This is a genomic window from Pseudomonas sp. GD03858, assembly GCF_029840925.1.
Lineage (GTDB): Bacteria > Pseudomonadota > Gammaproteobacteria > Pseudomonadales > Pseudomonadaceae > Aquipseudomonas.
In genome coordinates this window covers 1-17,078 of the sequence record NZ_JAOCDM010000122.1, presented here as the reverse complement: position 1 = coordinate 17,078, position 17,078 = coordinate 1, and the positions used below count along the sequence as shown (strand labels likewise).

18 protein-coding genes are annotated in these 17,078 nt (G+C 65.5%); 6 read left to right on the top strand and 12 right to left on the bottom strand.

Annotated elements, in window-relative coordinates:
• Nucleotides 1-60: 60 nt before the first annotated feature.
• Together N5D48_RS22815 and N5D48_RS22810 are read right to left on the bottom strand one after the other, a co-directional pair.
• On the bottom strand, nucleotides 61-426 hold the full coding sequence (locus tag N5D48_RS22815; protein WP_279888195.1) for a YbaN family protein: 366 nt from the start codon (nucleotides 424-426) through the stop codon (nucleotides 61-63).
• An 8-nt stretch (nucleotides 427-434) separates the two neighbouring features.
• On the bottom strand, nucleotides 435-1,022 hold the full coding sequence (locus N5D48_RS22810; protein ID WP_134690972.1) for a YecA family protein: 588 nt from the start codon (nucleotides 1,020-1,022) through the stop codon (nucleotides 435-437).
• Between the two features lie 244 nt (nucleotides 1,023-1,266).
• Here N5D48_RS22810 and recQ point away from each other — a divergent pair, with 244 nt between their 5' ends.
• Both recQ and N5D48_RS22800 read left to right on the top strand, forming a co-directional pair.
• Complete coding sequence (gene recQ, locus N5D48_RS22805) at nucleotides 1,267-3,414, top strand: DNA helicase RecQ (RefSeq protein ID WP_279888192.1); 2,148 nt, start codon at nucleotides 1,267-1,269, stop codon at nucleotides 3,412-3,414.
• Between the two features lie 138 nt (nucleotides 3,415-3,552).
• Nucleotides 3,553-3,990 (top strand): MarR family transcriptional regulator, encoded by a 438-nt coding sequence (locus tag N5D48_RS22800; RefSeq protein WP_217849147.1) that lies wholly within the window; start codon nucleotides 3,553-3,555, stop codon nucleotides 3,988-3,990.
• A gap of 93 nt (nucleotides 3,991-4,083) precedes the next feature.
• On the opposite strand, the gene N5D48_RS22795 is transcribed toward N5D48_RS22800, so the two are convergent.
• Complete coding sequence (locus N5D48_RS22795) at nucleotides 4,084-6,270, bottom strand: patatin-like phospholipase family protein (RefSeq protein ID WP_279888186.1); 2,187 nt, start codon at nucleotides 6,268-6,270, stop codon at nucleotides 4,084-4,086.
• 66 nt (nucleotides 6,271-6,336) lie between these two features.
• Here N5D48_RS22795 and N5D48_RS22790 point away from each other — a divergent pair, with 66 nt between their 5' ends.
• On the top strand, nucleotides 6,337-6,618 hold the full coding sequence (locus N5D48_RS22790; protein WP_279888185.1) for a SelT/SelW/SelH family protein: 282 nt from the start codon (nucleotides 6,337-6,339) through the stop codon (nucleotides 6,616-6,618).
• On the opposite strand, the gene N5D48_RS22785 is transcribed toward N5D48_RS22790, so the two are convergent.
• A complete protein-coding gene (locus N5D48_RS22785; protein ID WP_279888184.1) occupies nucleotides 6,619-7,506 on the bottom strand; it encodes a DMT family transporter in 888 nt (295 codons plus the stop codon).
• A gap of 178 nt (nucleotides 7,507-7,684) precedes the next feature.
• Nucleotides 7,685-8,452 carry an AraC family transcriptional regulator gene (locus N5D48_RS22780; protein WP_279888183.1) on the bottom strand — a complete coding sequence of 256 codons (768 nt, stop codon included), beginning with the start codon at nucleotides 8,450-8,452 and terminating at the stop codon, nucleotides 7,685-7,687.
• Nucleotides 8,453-8,587: 135 nt separating this feature from the next.
• Between N5D48_RS22780 and N5D48_RS22775 the strand changes: the two genes are divergently transcribed.
• Nucleotides 8,588-9,403, top strand: a complete 816-nt coding sequence (locus N5D48_RS22775) for a UDP-2,3-diacylglucosamine diphosphatase (RefSeq protein ID WP_279888181.1) — start codon at nucleotides 8,588-8,590, stop codon at nucleotides 9,401-9,403.
• Between the two features lie 94 nt (nucleotides 9,404-9,497).
• Here the strand turns inward: N5D48_RS22775 and N5D48_RS22770 are convergent, their stop codons facing one another.
• Together N5D48_RS22770 and N5D48_RS22765 are read right to left on the bottom strand one after the other, a co-directional pair.
• On the bottom strand, nucleotides 9,498-10,082 hold the full coding sequence (locus N5D48_RS22770; protein WP_279888179.1) for an HD domain-containing protein: 585 nt from the start codon (nucleotides 10,080-10,082) through the stop codon (nucleotides 9,498-9,500).
• 102 nt (nucleotides 10,083-10,184) lie between these two features.
• On the bottom strand, nucleotides 10,185-10,496 hold the full coding sequence (locus N5D48_RS22765; RefSeq protein ID WP_279888177.1) for a DUF962 domain-containing protein: 312 nt from the start codon (nucleotides 10,494-10,496) through the stop codon (nucleotides 10,185-10,187).
• Nucleotides 10,497-10,652: 156 nt separating this feature from the next.
• Between N5D48_RS22765 and N5D48_RS22760 the strand changes: the two genes are divergently transcribed.
• Nucleotides 10,653-11,699 carry an AraC family transcriptional regulator gene (locus tag N5D48_RS22760; protein WP_279888176.1) on the top strand — a complete coding sequence of 349 codons (1,047 nt, stop codon included), beginning with the start codon at nucleotides 10,653-10,655 and terminating at the stop codon, nucleotides 11,697-11,699.
• On the opposite strand, the gene N5D48_RS22755 is transcribed toward N5D48_RS22760, so the two are convergent.
• A complete protein-coding gene (locus tag N5D48_RS22755; protein WP_279888174.1) occupies nucleotides 11,656-13,110 on the bottom strand; it encodes a TrkH family potassium uptake protein in 1,455 nt (484 codons plus the stop codon). The two genes, N5D48_RS22760 and N5D48_RS22755, sit on opposite strands and share 44 nt — an antisense overlap.
• Before the next feature lie 169 nt (nucleotides 13,111-13,279).
• Here N5D48_RS22755 and N5D48_RS22750 point away from each other — a divergent pair, with 169 nt between their 5' ends.
• Entirely contained in the window at nucleotides 13,280-13,837 is a 558-nt protein-coding gene (locus tag N5D48_RS22750; RefSeq protein WP_279888172.1) for an NAD(P)H nitroreductase, read from the top strand.
• A gap of 105 nt (nucleotides 13,838-13,942) precedes the next feature.
• Here the strand turns inward: N5D48_RS22750 and N5D48_RS22745 are convergent, their stop codons facing one another.
• The 4 genes from N5D48_RS22745 to N5D48_RS22730 all read right to left on the bottom strand — a co-directional run bounded on the left by N5D48_RS22745 (nucleotide 13,943) and on the right by N5D48_RS22730 (nucleotide 17,020).
• On the bottom strand, nucleotides 13,943-15,274 hold the full coding sequence (locus N5D48_RS22745) for a HAMP domain-containing sensor histidine kinase (RefSeq protein ID WP_279888171.1): 1,332 nt from the start codon (nucleotides 15,272-15,274) through the stop codon (nucleotides 13,943-13,945).
• A 66-nt stretch (nucleotides 15,275-15,340) separates the two neighbouring features.
• Entirely contained in the window at nucleotides 15,341-15,757 is a 417-nt protein-coding gene (locus N5D48_RS22740; protein ID WP_279888169.1) for a Spy/CpxP family protein refolding chaperone, read from the bottom strand.
• A gap of 185 nt (nucleotides 15,758-15,942) precedes the next feature.
• On the bottom strand, nucleotides 15,943-16,620 hold the full coding sequence (locus N5D48_RS22735; protein WP_279888168.1) for a response regulator transcription factor: 678 nt from the start codon (nucleotides 16,618-16,620) through the stop codon (nucleotides 15,943-15,945).
• A gap of 7 nt (nucleotides 16,621-16,627) precedes the next feature.
• Nucleotides 16,628-17,020: a translation initiation factor 2 gene (locus tag N5D48_RS22730; protein WP_279888166.1), complete on the bottom strand. Its 393-nt coding sequence runs from the start codon at nucleotides 17,018-17,020 to the stop codon at nucleotides 16,628-16,630.
• Nucleotides 17,021-17,078: the final 58 nt, after the last annotated feature.

Genomic DNA, 17,078 nt, shown 5'->3' with positions numbered 1-17,078 from the left:
TCGCGCCCCTTTCGCGACACAAGGCCGCTCCTACAGGGGGATTGTGCTTGGCCATTCGGCTCAATTCGGTCGCTGCAAGGTCTTCTGCTTGAGGATGTAGAGGCTGACCAGCACCGCGCTGGTCAGCATGAACACCCGTGCCCAGAACAACGGCACCAGGTAGCAGGACAGCCCGATGCTGGCCCACATCAGGCCGATCGCATAGACCTTGCCCCGCAGCGGAATCCCCTCGCCGCTGAGGTAGTCACGGATCCACGGCCCGAGTTGCGGATGATTCACCAACCAGTGGTGAAAGCGCGGCGAGCTTCGGGCGAAGCAGGCCGCCGCCAGCAGCAGGAACGGGGTGGTGGGCAAGACCGGCAGGAAGATCCCGGCCACCCCCAGCGCGACGCTGAGCCAGCCGATGGCCAGCAACAGGTAGCGCACCACCTCGATCAGTGGTGACGTGGCTTGAGCAGGGCAGGTTTTTCTTCCGGCGCGTGCAGCAGCAGGAACAGCGCGCTGAGTGCCTCGGGAATCTGCACGATCATGTCGTCCTGCAGGTTGGCGTTGCTGGCGATGTCGGCGAACTCCGGCTGCTCGTCGAACAGGCCCGAGCCGACCATGATCGGCAGCAGCATCTCGCTGACTTCTTCCTCGGCGTTCTCGAACCAGGCCTCTTCACGCAGGAACACGCCTTCCATGAAGCCGATGCACCAGCCACGCAGGTCGGAGTCGTCCGGCTCGTCGGTCAGGTCCAGCTCGCAAGGCAGGTCGAATTCCTCGTCGCTGGCCAGCTGGCGGGCGATGTGGCCCTTGAGGGCGACCAGGGTGGCCTCGATCTCGGTGCGCTGGGCATCGCTGGCGTAATGGGGTTCTTCGGCGAACAGCGCGTCGATCCATTCGCGTTCGGGTACTTCCTCCGAGCAGATCGACAGCGCGGTCAGGTAGCCGTGGGCGGCGACGTAGTCCAGCGCTTCTTCGTGCAGCTCATCGGCGTCGAGGAAGGCTTGCAGGCGGGTCAGTTGCTCGGCGAAGGACATTACAGGGCTACCTTGGGGGAATAAACGATAGTGGATTCTAGCACCTTGCGGCAGCCGAGGGGCAAAGGGAACGTCTGTCACCGGGGCATGCCGGGGGAGGGGCAGTCGGGTATACTCTGCGGTTTTTCGTGCCCGGTGGCGTTTTGCGGCCATCCGGCAAAAACCGCTTACGCATTCGATGTGTGCGCGGCGGATTTATCGTCCAGCCTGAGTCCAGGATGGTACGGCGATTTTGGAGTGGCAAATGCTCGAACAGGCTCAGCGCGTCCTCAAGGATGTCTTCGGTTACGACAGTTTCCGCGGGCGCCAGGCAGCGATCATCGAATGCGTGGCAGGTGGCGGCGACGCCCTGGTGCTGATGCCCACCGGCGGCGGCAAGTCGTTGTGCTTCCAGGTGCCGGGGTTGTTGCGTCCGGGCCTGACGGTGGTGGTGTCGCCGCTGATCGCGCTGATGGACGATCAGGTCGCCACCCTCGACGAGCTAGGGGTGGCCGCCGCCGCGCTGAACTCCACCCTCAGCGCCGAGCAGCAGCGCGAGCTGGCCGGTCGCCTGCGCCGTGGTGAAGTGAAGATGCTCTACCTGGCCCCCGAGCGCCTGGTGCAACCGCGCATGCTGGAGTTCCTGCGCGACCTGGACATCGCCCTGTTCGCCATCGACGAGGCCCACTGCGTGTCGCAATGGGGCCACGACTTCCGCCCGGAATACCTGCAGCTGGGTCAGCTCGCCGAGCTGTTCCCCCACGTGCCGCGCATCGCCCTGACCGCCACCGCCGACATGCGTACCCGCGAGGAGATCGTCCAGCGCCTGCACCTGCAGGGTGCCGAGCGCTTCCTGTCGAGCTTCGACCGACCGAACATCTTCTACCGCATCGTGCCCAAGGAGTCGCCGCGCAAGCAACTGATGGCCTTCCTCGGCGAGCGCCGCGGCAACGCTGGCATCGTCTATTGCCTGTCGCGCAAGAAGGTCGACGAGACCGCAGCGTTCCTCTGCGACCAGGGCTTCCCGGCACTGCCGTACCACGCAGGCCTGGCCGCCGAGACCCGCGCCGCCAACCAGCACCGTTTCCTCAACGAGGAAGGGCTGATCATGGTCGCCACCATCGCTTTCGGCATGGGCATCGACAAACCCAACGTGCGCTTCGTCGCCCACCTCGACCTGCCCAAGTCGCTCGAGGCCTATTACCAGGAGACCGGCCGCGCCGGCCGCGACGGCCTGCCCTCGGACGCCTGGATGGCCTACGGCCTGCAGGACATGGTGATGCTCAAGCAGATGCTGCAGAACTCCGAGGGCGACGAGCGTCACAAGCGCATCGAGCAGCACAAGCTCGACGCCATGCTGGCGCTGTGCGAGGAAACCCGCTGCCGCCGCCAGTCGCTGCTGGCGTACTTCGACGAGGTACTCGAGCAACCCTGCGGCCACTGCGACAACTGTGTCGACCAGGTGCAGACCTGGGACGCCACCGAGCCCGCGCGCCAGGCGCTGTCGACGGTGTTCCGCACCGGCCAGCGCTACGGCGTCGGTCACCTGGTCGACGTGCTGCTGGGCAAGGACACCGAGAAAGTGCGCAATTTCGGCCACGAGAAGCTGTCGGTGTTCGGCGTCGGCAAGGCGCTGGCCGAGGCCGAGTGGCGCTCGCTGTTCCGCCAGTTGGTGGCTCGTGGGCTGGTGGACATCGATCTGGAGGGCTATGGCGGCCTGCGCCTGTCCGACAGCTGCCGACCGCTGTTACGCGGCGAGGTGAACCTGCAGCTGCGCCGTGATCTCAAGCCGCAGACGGTGGCCAAGGCGTCCGGCGGCAGTGGTGGCAGCCCGGCGAGCCAGCTGGTGCGGGCCGAGGAGCGCGAGCTGTGGGAAGCGCTGCGCACCCTGCGGCGCAAGTTGGCCGAGGAGCACAGCGTACCGCCCTACGTCATCTTCCCCGACTCCACCCTGCTGGAGATGCTGCGCAGCATGCCCACCAGCCTCAGCGACATGGCCCAGGTCAGTGGCGTCGGCGCGCGCAAGCTGGAGCGCTACGGCCAGGCTTTCCTCGAAGTGCTCAATGGCGCCGGTGGCACCGAAGAGGCGCCGAAGGTGGTGCTCGACCTGCGCCACGAACTGGTCAGCCTGGCCCGCGCTGGCATGACCCCGGCGCAGATCGCCGGGCAGTTGAACTGCAGCGAGAAGAACGTCTATGGCCTGCTGGCCGAGGCCATCGGCCGCCAGGAGCTGAGCCTGGAGCAGGCGCTGGACCTGCCGGAAGAGCTGATGATGGAGGTGCAGGATGCCTTCCTCGACGGTGAGGGCGAGCTGCCCGCGGTGTCCACCGTGGCGCCGCTGTTTGGCCAGCGAGTGCCCGAAGGTGTGCTGCACTGCGTGCGCGCGGCACTGGCGGTGGAGTTCGAACTCTGAGCGCTGGCATTTGCGCCAATTGCTGATCTTTGTCATACGCTTACATCGATATCAGTCATTTCGGCAGCGCTGAGCCTTGCCTGATCGCTCGGGGCATGATTAGCTGACTAATAATTAGTTCTATTCATTGAGTTGCTTATGCCCTTGACTGACAACCAACACCGTTTCGGCATGCAGCTGGCCCAGATGTCCCGGGGTTGGCGTGCCGAACTGGATCGCCGCCTGGCCGGGCTCAATCTCTCGCAAGCGCGCTGGCTGGTGCTGTTGCACCTGGCGCGATTCGACGAGGCGCCGACCCAGCGCGAGCTGGCCCAGAGCGTGGGCGTCGAAGGTCCGACGCTGGCCCGCCTGTTGGACAGTCTGGAAAGCCAGGGCCTGGTGCGTCGCCAGGCGGTGATGGAAGATCGCCGCGCCAAGAAGATCCTGCTGTGCCCGCCGGCCAAGCCGTTGATCGAGCAGATCGAGACCATTGCCAACGCCTTGCGGGTCGAGTTGTTCACCGGCATCGACGAGGCCGACATGGAAGTGTGCATGCGGGTGCATGCGAAGATCCTGGGTAATCTCGAGAAGTCCTGACCGCAGCTGCAAGCTTCAAGCTGCAAGCTTCAAGAAAAAGCGGATCGGTTTACCTACGCGGTCCGCTTTTTCTTGCAGCTTGCAGCTTGCAGCTTAGAAGGTATGCCCCAGGTTCAGGTAAACCGCCTTCTCATGGGCATCGTTGGCCCCATAGCTCAGGTTCAGCGGCCCCAGCGGCGTCTCCAGCCCCAGGAATATGCTCGCGGCGTTGATGTAGCCGCTGTCGAACTCATTGTCGTTGTTCCATGCCCGTCCGCGTTCCAGCGACCCGCCCAGGTACAGCGGGAAGTCCAGCGGCAGGTAGGCCCGTGGCGTCAGGCGCCGGTAGTAGACCATGCGCAGCAGGCTCATGTTCTGCCCGGAAATCGAGTCCTGGCGGAAGCCCGACAGTTGCCGGGCACCGCCGAACACGAAGCTGGAAGTGACCACTTCGGCCTCATCCAGGGTACGCCCGTAGCGTCCGCCCAGCACCAGGGTGTTCGGCCCGCTGCTGAAGGCCTTGTCCAGATTCAACAGCCACTGTCGGTAGTTTTCGTCCGAGTCCAGCGACTTGTCGTACTTGCGCACGGTCAGGCCGATCTCTTCGCCACTGTGGGGGAAGTAGACGTTGTCGAAGGTGTCGAAGGAATACTTCAGCTCGTAGAACCCCTCGTTGAAGCTGACCTTGGGCAGGTCCTGGTCGCCGATGCGCACCTCGGCGTTGCCCCAGGCCTTGCCCACGCCCAGGCGTACCTCGCCGTAGGTGCCGATCTGCCGCCCAACGTTGAGGCCGAAGCCGTAGCGCTCCAGGCGGTATTCGGCGACCGGGTCGTTGTCCAGGGTGGCCTCGACGTTCTGCGAGCCCAGGGCCAGGTAGGGGGCGATGAAGTAGCGTGAGCCCACGTCCAGTGGCTGGTAGAACTCGCTGTACAGTTCCTGCTCGTCACCGATCTGCGCGCGGGTCAGCCATTCCGCGCCGAGCCGGTTGATGCCGTTGACCCGGTAGCTGGCACCCAGGTTGAAGGCACTGTCACCACGCAGATCATCGGACAGGTTCAGGCCCAGGCGCAGATAGTCGGTGCCGCCACGCCGGCCACGGGCGTTGATGACCAGGGTGTGCTCATCGCCTTTGTGCGTCACGCGATATTGCACCTGGTCGAAGTAGTCCAATCCGTACAGCGTCCCCATGTCGGTCTGCAGGCGGTCGAGGTCCAGTGGTTCGCCGATCGGCTGGCGGACGTAGTAGCGGATCACATCGTCGCTGACCTTGGAGTCGTTCTCCACCTTGATGGCGGTAATGATCGGCGTGCGCAGCTTTGGCGAACGTGCCACCGCCAGGTTGCTGTCGCCCTCGGCCTGGCGGAGCGACGCCAGCCGTGGATCCAGGGCGCGGGTGGCGCGGTAGCCTGCGTCGATCATGTCCTGGGCACGGCCGAAGTCGGTGACGCCGAAGCTGGCCAGCGGCGGTTGCACCAGGATGTCCTCGCGGCGCAGCGTGGCCAACTGCTCCTCGGAATTGCGTCGGGTCATCAGGGTGATCGACTGGTTGAGCACATCGACCACCGTGGCCAGTTGTTTGCGGTTGCGCAGCGGCGTACCGATGTCGACGACGATGGCCAGGTCCACGCCCATCTCGCGCACCACGTCCACCGGGATGTTGTCGGTCATGCCGCCATCGACCAACAGGCGTCCACCGAGCTCGACGGGAGCGAACACCGCGGGTATCGACATGCTGGCGCGGATCACCTGGGGCAGGTGGCCGCGGCTGAAGACCACTTTCTCGCCCGTGGTGATGTCGGTGGCCACGGCCCGGAACGGAATCGGCAGCTTGTCGAAGTCGCGGATGTCGGCGGTGTGGGCCAGCTTGCTTTCCAGCAGCAAGGCCAGATTCTGGCCCTGGATCACGCCCAGCGGCAGGCCAAGGCTGCCGTCGTCGCGAAAGCTCAGCTTCTGCTTGACCAGAAAGTCACGGTCATCCTGCTTGCGCCTGAACGGCACATCCTTGCGCGGCGGGGCGTCGGACAGGGCCTGTTGCCAGTCCAGCGTGGTGGCGAGCTTCTCCAGTTCGGCGATGCTGTAGCCGGAGGCGTACAGCCCGCCGACCACCGCGCCCATGCTGGTGCCGGCGATGGCGTCGATACGCACGCCTTGCTCCTCCAGCGCCTTGAGCACACCGATATGGGCCAGGCCGCGGGCGGCCCCGCCGGACAGTACCAGGCCGATCTTTGGCCGGGATGCCTCGGCGGCAAGCACGCCGAGGGAAGTGAGCGTCAGCAAAAGGCAGAACAGCAGGCGGCGCATCGTGAGTCTCAAACCTGAGGGTAAAGACCGGTAGTATAAGCGGCCCCTTACCTGGAGTTGCGCGACATGGCCGACAGCAAACCGCGAATTGTCATCACATATTGCACGCAGTGCCAGTGGCTGCTGCGCGCGGCCTGGCTGGCCCAGGAGCTGCTCAGCACCTTCGCCGAGGACCTCGGCCAGGTGGCACTGGAGCCTGGCACCGGTGGCGTCTTTCGCATCACCTGCGACGGTGTGCAGCTCTGGGAGCGCAAGGCCGACGGTGGTTTCCCCGAGGCCAAGGTGCTCAAGCAGCGTGTGCGCGACCAGATCGATCCGCAGCGCGACCTGGGGCACAACGATCGTTGATCAGGCGCCTTCGGCCGCTGTCGGCCTTGCCGGCTGCTCGGCGGCCATGCGGCTGGACAGCGCGATGGCGAAGATGATCAACGCGCCACCGGCGAGCATGCGCAGGGTCGGTTGCTCGGCGAACACGACCCAGGCCACGGCAATGCCATAGACCGGTTCCAGGGTGAACACCATCGCCGCGGTTCGCGCCTTGATCACCGCCAGGCTGGCGACGAACAGGCTATGGGCGATGCCGGTGCAGAAAATGCCGAGCAGGGCGATCCACAGCCAGTCCATCGGCGCCACGGCGGCCAGGCCCGGCGCGGCGAGGGGCAGCAGGCAGACGGTCACCACCAGGTTCTGCCACAGCGCCGCCTGCACCGCCGGCAGGCGCCCGGAGCCGGCGCGGTTGGTCAGTGACAGCAGCGAGAACAGCAACCCCGACAGCAGCGCCCAGAGCAGCCCGCCAGTGGCATCGCTGGCCAGGTTGAACTCTGGTGTCACCAGAACCAGGCCGATGCTCACCAGCAGCACCAGGATCGCTTCGTTGCGACGGATGCGCTCACGGAACAGCAGGCTTTCGAGGATCACCGTGAAGGCCGGAAAGCTGGCGAAACCGAGGGTGGCGATCGCCACGCCACCGACCTTGACCGCGATGAAGAAACTCACCCAATGCCCGGCCAGCAGCAGGCCGCCGAGCAACAGGCGGCGCAGGTCCTGGCCATGCAGCGGTTGCCAGGCCTGGCGTGCGAGGCTGGCGAACAGGCCCAGCGCCAGCACCGCGAACGCGGCACGGCCGAAGACGATGATCGAGGGGCTGGCGCTGGCGGCCAGCTTGCCGAAGACGCCGGTCAGGCCGAAGAACAGCGCGCCGATGTGCAAGGCGCCGAGGGCGGTGCGGTGGTTCATGGTGGTCCTTTGCATTCGCAGGTGCCTGTGCCGGCCTCTTCGCGGGTAAACCCGCTCCCACAGATTTCGCGTTGGCCTGTGGGAGCGGGTTTACCCGCGAAGAGGCCGGAGCAGGCAGAGAAGATCTTGGCGGTCAGTGTAAGAGCCTGGTCCGTGCGTGTCTGTCGCCCACCTCGCGTCAGTTGTCGCCAGACTCGCGCCGCAACGCCAGCGGCGTACAACCGAATGCCCGCAGCACCGCGGCGCTGAAGGCGCTCTGCGAGCCATACCCCACGCGCGCGGCGATCTCGCCCACCGGCAGCAGGCTCTCGCGCAACAACTGCCGCGCCATCAGCAGCCGCCGCTGGCGGATGTAATCCATGGGGGTCATGCCGGTCTCGCCGACGAACCGGGCGTGCAAGCGCGCGCTGGAGAGTCCGGCCAGTCGCGCCAGGTCGGCCACCTGCAAGGGGTAGGCGGCGCATTGTTCGATATGGGCGTCGAAGGCGGCATAGGGCAACCGCCTGCTGGCCTGCACCGGGGCGCCGGCCCTGGCATTGAGGCTGGCCAGCAGCAGCACGGCACCTTGCCGGGCGATCAGCGGGTCGTCCACGGGGCTTGCGGCCAGCCAGTCCACCAATTGCTGCTGGCGACTGTCCAGGGCCAGCGCACCGGGGTGATCGAGCAGGCGGCGGCTGTCGTCGGCATGCTCGCCAAGGTGTTCGGCGAGCCAGGGCTCGCCTGGAATGTCCAGCACCAGGCAACGGCTGCCCCCGGGGCTGCCGCAGGCGTGGTGGGCGCCGGCTGGCACCACCATCAAGTCCTGGCGGTCGACTTGTCCGCCACGACCAGCGACCTCGAAATCCAGGCGCCCGCCGAGGCCGAACACCAGCTGTGGGTGATCGTGGCTGTGGGCGATCAGGTCGTGGCGGTAGCGGCGCAGCGACAGCAATGGGCCGGTGGTCATGGTGAGTCCTCGCGGGGCAGGGCAGCAGTGTACACCCTGCGCCGCGCGCGACGCCGGTTCAGGATGGTCATCGGACTGCCACCAACCTGTCACCTGCGCCTGCCAGTCTCCAGCAAACAGCGCCGGAGCCTGCTCATGACCCAAGCCGAACCTCTTCGCCCTTCGCGCAAGCAGCGGGTGCGCACCTTGTGGATCTCCGATGTGCACCTGGGCACCCGCGACTGTCAGGCCGAGCACCTGTCGCACTTTCTCAAGGGCCACCAGGCGGACCGCATCTATCTGGTCGGCGACATCATCGATGGCTGGAAACTGCGCGGCGGCATCTACTGGCCGCAGGCGCACACCAATGTCATCCGCCGCCTGTTGACCATGAGCAAGCGCGGCGCCGAGGTGATCTACGTCACCGGCAACCATGACGAGTTCCTGCGTCGATACTCGAAACTGATCCTCGGCAACATCCACTTGGTCGACGAGGCCGAGCACCTGACCGCGGATGGCCGGCGCCTGCTGGTGATCCACGGTGACCAGTTCGACGTGATCACCCGCTATCACCGCTGGCTGGCTTTCCTGGGCGATCGCGCCTACGAGTTCACCCTGGTGCTCAACCGTTGGCTCAACCATTGGCGTGCGCGCTATGGCTACGGTTACTGGTCGCTGTCGGCGTACCTGAAGCACAAGGTCAAGGGCGCGGTGAATTTCATCAGCGACTTCGAGGACGCGATTGCCCACGAATGCACCCGGCGCGGCTTCCAGGGCGTGGTGTGCGGGCACATTCACCATGCCGAGATCCGTCAGGTGGGCGAGGTGGAGTACCTCAACTGTGGCGACTGGGTGGAGTCATGCACGGCGCTGATCGAGCACTGGGACGGCCGGATCGAGCTATACCGGTTTGCCGAGGCGCAGGCGCGCGAAGCCGCGTCGCGGCTGGCGGAGCTGGGCGAGCCGGCCTAGGTCGGCTTGCGCGCCTCTTCAGGTCATGCGCAGTCCTTGTAGGAGCGGCCTTGTGTCGCGAAAGGGCGCTCCTACAGGTGACGGGGACCCAGAATCAGGCTGAGGCCTTCAAGGCCGCCTTGTATATCGATTGCCTGGGCTGGGCGAACACCCGCTCCATCATCGGCTCGAAGAACGACAGCGGCAGGCTCTGGTAATCCGGGTCGAATGCCGCGGCATCGTAGCGTGCGCAGAATTCGATGGTCCGTTGGTACTGCGGGTGGTCGCTGAATTGCTCGCGCAGGTGCCGGTCCATGCCCAGGTGGTGGAAGAAGTAGTAGCCCTGGAAGATCCCGTGCTTTTCGATCATCCACAGGTTCTCGGCGCTGACGAAGGGCTTGAGGATCGCCGCCGCGATATCCGGATGGTTGTAGCTGCCCAGGGTGTCGCCGATGTCGTGCAACAGGGCACAGACCACGTATTCCTCGTCACGACCGTCACGGTAGGCGCGGGTGGCGGTCTGCAGGGAGTGGCTCAGGCGATCGATGGGAAAACCGCCGAAGTCGCCATCGAGCAGGCGCAGGTGCGCAACAATGCGCTGTGGCAGCTGGCGGGCATAGGCGCGGAAGTCGTCGGCGATGATCGCCCAGTCCTGGGCGGTGCCATCGCGCATGTGGCTGAAGTTCGCTTGCTTGTTCATCGCGTCGAGGCCACTCGTATCGGGAGTCTGCCGGCAGTGTTGGCCAGGGCCGTGGCTTTGGCAGTGGCCAGGCGAGACGCGAACCTGGCCTTGCGGGCCGATTCAGAGGCTGATGCGGCCCAGCAAGATGTCGCGGAACATCGCGAAGTCGCCGACCAGGCTGTACCAGGGGTGGGTGAAGGTGGCCGGGCGGTTCTTCTCGAAGAAAAAGTGCCCGACCCAGGCGAAACCATAGCCGGCCAGCGGAACGGCCAGCAGCAACGGCCACTTGCCGCTGCCGATGCTGTAGGCGAGCAGGGCGATCACCAGGCTGGTGCCGATGAAATGCAGGCGTCGGCACGTGGGGTTGCTGTGCTCGCCCAGATAGTAGGGATAGAACTCGGCAAAACTGCGGAACTGCACGGTGCTGGTCATGGCGAGGGTTTCCGGATCTGCGGGTCTTGCAACAGGATACACGGCGTGGAGCCTGAATCGAGTCTAGAGTCACGAGGGGCGATGACCAGTGACAATAAGCGCCAATTGACTATCCTTTCGATTCACCGCAGGAGCGGTCAGCATAAGAAGCCTGTCATGAGTGAGAGAACCACGTCAGCCAGCTGGGCATCAGGGATCGTCAAGGCGCTCGAGCTGGAAGGGCTCGATTGCCAGGCCATGTTCAAGCAGCTGGGCCTCGATTTCGCCGCGCTGGACGATCCGGATGCGCGCTTTCCCCAGGATGCCATGACCCGGCTGTGGCAACTGGCAGTCGATCTGTCGGGCAATGAAGCCATCGGCCTGAACATGGCGCGGGTGGTACGCCCGGCCTCGTTTCACGTGGTGGGGTACGCGCTGATGTCCAGCCGCACCCTGGCCGAAGGGTTCGAGCGCCTGGTGCGCTATCAGCGGATCATCGCCGAAAGCGCGGAGCTGAGCTTTCGCCGTGAGCCCGACGGCTACGCCCTGGTGTTGACCGTGCACGGTGATCACCTCCCTCCCACCCGGCATAGCGCCGAGGCTTCGCTGGCCTGCGCGCTGGCGCTGTGCACCTGGCTCAGCGGGCGGCCGATCCAGCCGCGACGTGTGTTGATCCAGGGGGGGCAGCCAAAGCATGTCGAGCCGTACCGGGTGGCCTTCCATGCCCCGTTGCAGTTCGGCGCGGCCCATGACGCGCTGGTGTTCGAGCGCGCCGACATGGAAGCGCCGTTGCCCACCGCCAACGAGGCGATGGCGGTGCTGCACGATCGTTTCGCCGGGGAATACCTGGCGCGCTTTTCGGAAAGCCGCGTGACCCATCGGGTGCGCCAGGTGCTGTGCCGCATCCTGCCGCAGGGCGAGCCCAAGCGCGAAACGGTAGCCCATGCCCTGCACCTGTCCCAGCGTACCTTGCAGCGGCGCCTGCAGGACGAGGGCACCAGCTTCCAGACCTTGCTCGACGATACCCGCCGCGAACTGGCCGAGCAGTACCTCGCCCAGCCTGGCACCACTTTGCTGGAAACCGCCTACCTGCTGGGCTTCGCCGACCCGAGCAACTTCTATCGGGCGTTCCGCCGCTGGTTCGACGCCACCCCGAGCGAGTACCGCGCGCGGTTGGCGGTCAGTGGCGCCAGAACGCCGGCATGCACAATACCAGCACCGTGATGATCTCCAGGCGGCCCAGCAGCATGCCACCCGCCAGGATCCACTTGGCGGCGTCCGGCAGGCTGGCGTAGTTGCCGGCCGGGCCGATCACCTCGCCGAGGCCCGGTCCCACGCCGGATACCGTGCCAGCTGCGCCGGTCAGCGCGGTCATCCAGTCCACGCCCAGCAGCGACAGCAGCAGGGCGATGAAGCAGATGGTGAAGGCGAAGAAGAACGAGAAGGTCAGGATCGAGCGTACGATCTCTTCGTCGAGGCGATGGCCGTTGTACTTCTGCTTGATCACCGCCCGAGGGTGGATCAGCTGGTTGAGGTTGGCCTTGAGCAGGATATAGGCGACCTGGAAACGGAAGATCTTGATGCCGCCGGCCGTGGAGCCGGAGCAGCCGCCGACGAAACCGAGGTAGAAGAACAGCATCAGCGAGAAGTTGCCCCACATGCTGTAGTCGCCCAGGGCGAAGCCCGTGGTGGTGACCACCGAGGTGACGTTCAGCGCCACATGGCGCAGGGCGTCGAGCCAGTGCAGGTTGGTCGTGGCCCAGTACCAGGTGCCGAGCACCAGCCAGGTGGCCACCAGCATCAGGAGCAGGCCCTGCACCTGCTGGTCCTTGATCAGCGCCCTGCGGTGGCCGCGCAGGGTGGCCACGTACAGGGTGAAGGGCACGCTGCCCATGATCATCACCACCACCGCGACCCAATGCACCGCCGGAATGTCCCACTTGGCCAGCGACTGGTCGGAGGTGGAGAAACCACCGGTGGAGATCGCCGACATGGCATGGTTGATCGCGTCGAACGGGCTCATGCCGGCCCACCAGAAGGCCAGGCTGCCGAGCACGGTGATGCCGACGTACACCGCGACGATCGACTTGGCCACCATGTGCGAGCGTGGCATGACCTTCTCCGAGCGGTCGGAGGACTCGGTCTGGAACAGGCGCATGCCGCCGATGCGCAGCAGCGGCAGGATCGCCACCGCCATGCCGATGAAACCGATGCCGCCCAGCCAGTGCAGCATCGAGCGCCACATCAGGATGCCCGGCGACATGTTGTCCAGCCCGCTGAGCACGGTGGCGCCGGTGGCGGTGATGCCGGACATGCTTTCGAAGAAGGCATCGGTGTAGCTGATGTGCTGGGTGAGCAGGAAGGGCAGGGCGGCGAACACGCACACCACCAGCCAGCTGCTGACGGTCAGCAGGTACATGTCGCGAGGGCGCAGGTGCACATGTTCGGGGCGACCCGGCACCACCAGGCCGAGCCCGGCGATGAAGGTGATGAGGCTGGACCAGAGGAACGAGGGCATGTCGCCGGTGCGTTCGAAGACCACCAGGGTCGCCATGGGCACCACCATGCTCACCGCCAGGGTGATCAGGAAGATGCCGATGATGAAACCAATGATCCTTAAGGTCGGCAACGCCATGTGATCTGCTCTGACTCGCTACGGAAAGGGCGCCATTTTAAGGCGCAAGTTGCAAGCTGCAAGCGTCAAGCACCAATGAGGCTTGCGAAGGCTGTTTTTCTTGTGGCTTGCAGCTTGATGCTTGCAGCTTGAGAATGGCCGCACTTTCAATCTGCCAGGAGGGTAGCCGATGGAGGCTCTCGATGCATTGCTCAACCGTGTTTCCGTGCCACGCCTGACTGACCCTGCGCCCAATGCCGCCCAGCGCGAGGCGCTGTTCCAGGCCGCGTTGCGGGCGCCGGATCATGGCCAACTGCGTCCTTGGCGCTTCCTGACCATCGAGGGGCAGGGCCGCGAGAAGCTCGGCGAGTTGTTCGCCGAAGCGGTGCAGGCCAAGGGCGATGCAACCCAGGCCGCGCTCGACAAGGCCCGGGCGATGCCGCTGCGGGCGCCGCTGCTGATCGTGGTGGTCGCCAAGCTGCAGGACCATTTCAAAGTACCGAAGATCGAGCAGCAACTGGCCGCCGGCTGCGCCGCCCATGGCATCCTGATCGCCGCCCATGCCCAGGGTATCGGCGCGGTGTGGCGCACCGGCGACATGGCGTTCGATGCCCATGTGCGCAAGGGGTTGGGACTGCAGGCGAATGAAGAAGTGATCGGTTACCTGTATGTCGGCACGCCTGTCGGCGAGCCGCGCACGGCGCCGGTCCTGGAGACCGCCCAGTACGTCAGCGCCTGGGGCGAGTGATGTGAGGCGGGGCCGCTCTGCGGCCCATCGCGGGTAAACCCGCTCCCACAGGATTTATGGGAGCGGGTTTACTCGCGATGGGCTGCAAGGCAGCCCCGAGAAACATCAGGCAGTACTCACATTGCAAGGCAGCTCCAGCGTCGCGATGAACCCACCCTGCGGATGATTGCCCAGTACCAGGCTGCCGCCATGGCGTTCCACCGCCTTGCGCGCGATCGCCAGCCCCAGTCCATGCCCCGGCGTCTCCTGCCCCGGCGCCCGGAAGAACGGTTCGCCCAGCTGCGCCAGATGCTCCGCTGCCACCCCCGGCCCATGGTCGCGCACGCTCAGCACGATGCGATCCTGCTCGCGGCGGGCATGCACCTCGATCGGCTGTCCTGCCGGATTGAAGCGCAAGGCATTGCGCAACAGATTGTCCAGCGCCCGCTCGATCAAGGTCGGCCAGCCCTGCAAGGTCAGCCCGGGTTGCATCTCCAGCCGTACCTCCTGCTCGGGCGCGGCCAGTTGGGCGTCCTTGCGCACGCCGCCAAGCAAGGCATTGAGGTCCACGGATTCGGCATGGGCCTGTTCGGCATCCACTCGGGCCAGTACCAGGATCTCGCTGATCAGGTCCTCCAGGCGGTCGCACTCGCGGGTCAGGCGCGGCCACAATGCCTGGCGCTGCTCCGGTTCGGCGCGCTCGGCCAGGGCCAGGGCGATGCGCAGGCGCGCCAACGGTGATCGCAGTTCGTGGGAGACATCGCGCAGCAGCTGGCGTTGGCTGCCGATCAGGCTTTGCAGGCGCGCGCCCATCTTGTTGAAGTCGTTGGCCAGCACGCCGAACTCGTCGCGACGCACGGCCAGGCGCGCCAGGCTGTTCTGCTGGTAGCTGGTCTGCCCCAGGTCGTGCACGGCACCGCGCAGGCGGCTGAGCGGGCGGGTGATCGACAGGGTGACCAGCAGGCTGAACAGCGTCAGCACCACCAGGGCTATGCCCAAGGCGCTGAGCGGCCAGATCAGGCTCTCGCGATGCCAGGCTGCCAGCTCCGGGTGTGGAATGCGGTAGATCAGCAGGTAGGTTTCGCCGCTGCCGGGGCTGGTGTATTCCTCGGTCAGGCGGCGCCAGGGCAGGCGGCGTTCGTCGTTGTGCTGGCGTGCCTCGAAGGCGGCGGCGCGGCGCGGGAAGGTGCCGGGCACCACCGCGTCGCCGCTGTCGTCCAGTACCTGCACGTCGATCTTGTAGCGCTGCTTGCGTCTTTCGAGGAAGCGCTGCGACGACTCCAGGCCTTCCTGCTCGTAGTGTTGGGCCCAGTGGCTGGCCAGGTTGCTCAGGCCCGGGTGGCGGCTGAGGATCCAGGTGTCCTGGTTGAGCATGTGCCCAAGCAGGATCGACAGCCCGGCGACCAGGGCGATGGCCAGCCAGAAGCTGGCCAGGATGCGCCAGAACAGTGAACGCAAGAAGCACCTCCAGGAAATGGCCAAAGCCCGGCCCGCCTTGGGGCGGGCCGGGCATCGGCAGACAGCTTACTGGGCCTTGCCGGCTTTTTCAGCCTTCCAGGCCTGGAACTCCTTCCATTCGGCCTTGCGCGCGGCGCGCTCTTTCTGCAGGTCGTCGAACTTCTTCTGCTGCTCTGGCTTGAGCAGTGCGCGGATCTGACCTTCGGTCTTGTCGTGGCTGGCCTTGAGCTCGTCCTTCAGGGCTTTCTGCTCGGCGGCCGGCAACTTGTCGATGTAACGCTCGGTGATATCGCGGCGTTGCTTCATCTGTTCGCCCATCAGCTTGCCGATCTGCTGGCGTTGGTCGCGGCTCAGGTCCAGCTGGGCGAAAGGCGCGTCACCGCGGTGATGCGGGCCGTCGTGGCGCGGGCCACCTTCGGGCATGGCCATGGCCACGGTCGGCAGGGCGGCGGCGAACATCAGGGCGATAAGGGTCTTGCGCATGGTGTCTCTCCTTTCAGGGGCCGGTGGTTACCGGATGAGCCCAGTCTAGGGAGATCAAGGTCAAGGGCGGTCAGGCGAGGGTAAAGGGAGGGTAAAGAGCTGCAAGCTTCAAGCTTCAAGAAAAAGCGGGGTGGTACTCGATCTGCTGTTTCTTGCAGCTTGCAGCTTGCAGCTTGCAGCTGCTTTCAGAGGCTGTAGTAATAACCGCGACTGCGCAGGGCGACGATGCGTGGGCGGCCATCCGGGTGCGGGCCGATCTTCTTGCGCAGGTTGCTGACGTGCATGTCCAGGCTACGGTCGTAGAGCGTGAGCTTGCGGCCCAGGCCGATCTGCGCCAGCTCCTGCTTGTCCAGCGGTTCGCCGGGCTGGCGCAGCAGGGCTTCGAGGATGCGGCTTTCCGAAAGGGTAAGGGTCATTTCGCGCTCGTCGATGCTGACCACGCCGCGTACCGGGCTGAACGTCAGGTCACCGATCTCGACCTGGCCGCTGGGCGAGCTGGGGTGGCTGCGGCGCAACACGGCGCGCAGCCGGGCGGTGAGCTCACGGGGATCGCAAGGCTTGGCCAGGTAGTCGTCGGCGCCCAGTTCCAGGCCCAGGATACGGTCCAGCGGCTCGCCCCGGGCCGACAGCATCAGCACCGGCAGTTCGGCGTGTTCGCTGCGCAGTTGCTTGAGCAGTTCCAGGCCGCTGCCGTCGGGCAGCATGACGTCCAGCACCACTGCCGCCGGGGCATGGCTGGCCAAGGCCTGTCGCGCGCTCTGGCCATCGTGGCAGGCGCGTACCGCGAACCCTTCCTGGGTCAGCCAGCTGCCGAGCAGCTCGCACAGTTCCTGGTCATCATCAATCAGTAACAGCTCGCTCATGTCTCACTCAATTCAACCATTGACGGCGTCTTCTGTGTCCGCCGCTGGCTAAGATACCGCAGACTGCCGACAACAGTGCAACGACCGAGCCGATCAGGAACCACTGCTGCTGCTCGGTGAGCAGGCGTTGCGGGGTGTTGGCGCCGGCCTGAAGCTCCTTGATCGCCATCTTCAGGCGTTGGTTGTCCTGACGCAGGCGGGTCAGCTGGGCGCTTTCACGCTCGCTGTCCTGGTGTTGCAACTGTTGGGTCAGTTGGCTGCGTTGCTGCTCGCTTTCTTCCAGGCGCTGCTGCAGCTCGGTGATCCGCGCCCCGGCTTCCAGCGACAGCGGCTGCTCGGCCGCGGCGAAAGGGGAGAGCAGCAACAGGCAAAGCAGCAGGGACATCGGACCTTGACGCATTGGAACTCCTGATTGATATCGGTTCAGGAGGTTGTCGGCCGGTTGTCGGAATAAATGA

Coding starts and splice junctions, on each gene's coding strand:
- N5D48_RS22810 (WP_134690972.1), bottom strand. CDS start 1,022: ATGTCCTTCGCCGAGCAACTGACCCGCCTGCAAGCCTTCCTCGACGCC.
- recQ (WP_279888192.1), top strand. CDS start 1,267: ATGCTCGAACAGGCTCAGCGCGTCCTCAAGGATGTCTTCGGTTACGAC.
- N5D48_RS22800 (WP_217849147.1), top strand. CDS start 3,553: ATGCCCTTGACTGACAACCAACACCGTTTCGGCATGCAGCTGGCCCAG.
- N5D48_RS22795 (WP_279888186.1), bottom strand. CDS start 6,270: ATGCGCCGCCTGCTGTTCTGCCTTTTGCTGACGCTCACTTCCCTCGGC.
- N5D48_RS22790 (WP_279888185.1), top strand. CDS start 6,337: ATGGCCGACAGCAAACCGCGAATTGTCATCACATATTGCACGCAGTGC.
- N5D48_RS22785 (WP_279888184.1), bottom strand. CDS start 7,506: ATGAACCACCGCACCGCCCTCGGCGCCTTGCACATCGGCGCGCTGTTC.
- N5D48_RS22780 (WP_279888183.1), bottom strand. CDS start 8,452: ATGACCACCGGCCCATTGCTGTCGCTGCGCCGCTACCGCCACGACCTG.
- N5D48_RS22775 (WP_279888181.1), top strand. CDS start 8,588: ATGACCCAAGCCGAACCTCTTCGCCCTTCGCGCAAGCAGCGGGTGCGC.
- N5D48_RS22770 (WP_279888179.1), bottom strand. CDS start 10,082: ATGAACAAGCAAGCGAACTTCAGCCACATGCGCGATGGCACCGCCCAG.
- N5D48_RS22765 (WP_279888177.1), bottom strand. CDS start 10,496: ATGACCAGCACCGTGCAGTTCCGCAGTTTTGCCGAGTTCTATCCCTAC.
- N5D48_RS22760 (WP_279888176.1), top strand. CDS start 10,653: ATGAGTGAGAGAACCACGTCAGCCAGCTGGGCATCAGGGATCGTCAAG.
- N5D48_RS22755 (WP_279888174.1), bottom strand. CDS start 13,110: ATGGCGTTGCCGACCTTAAGGATCATTGGTTTCATCATCGGCATCTTC.
- N5D48_RS22750 (WP_279888172.1), top strand. CDS start 13,280: ATGGAGGCTCTCGATGCATTGCTCAACCGTGTTTCCGTGCCACGCCTG.
- N5D48_RS22740 (WP_279888169.1), bottom strand. CDS start 15,757: ATGCGCAAGACCCTTATCGCCCTGATGTTCGCCGCCGCCCTGCCGACC.
- N5D48_RS22735 (WP_279888168.1), bottom strand. CDS start 16,620: ATGAGCGAGCTGTTACTGATTGATGATGACCAGGAACTGTGCGAGCTG.
- N5D48_RS22730 (WP_279888166.1), bottom strand. CDS start 17,020: ATGCGTCAAGGTCCGATGTCCCTGCTGCTTTGCCTGTTGCTGCTCTCC.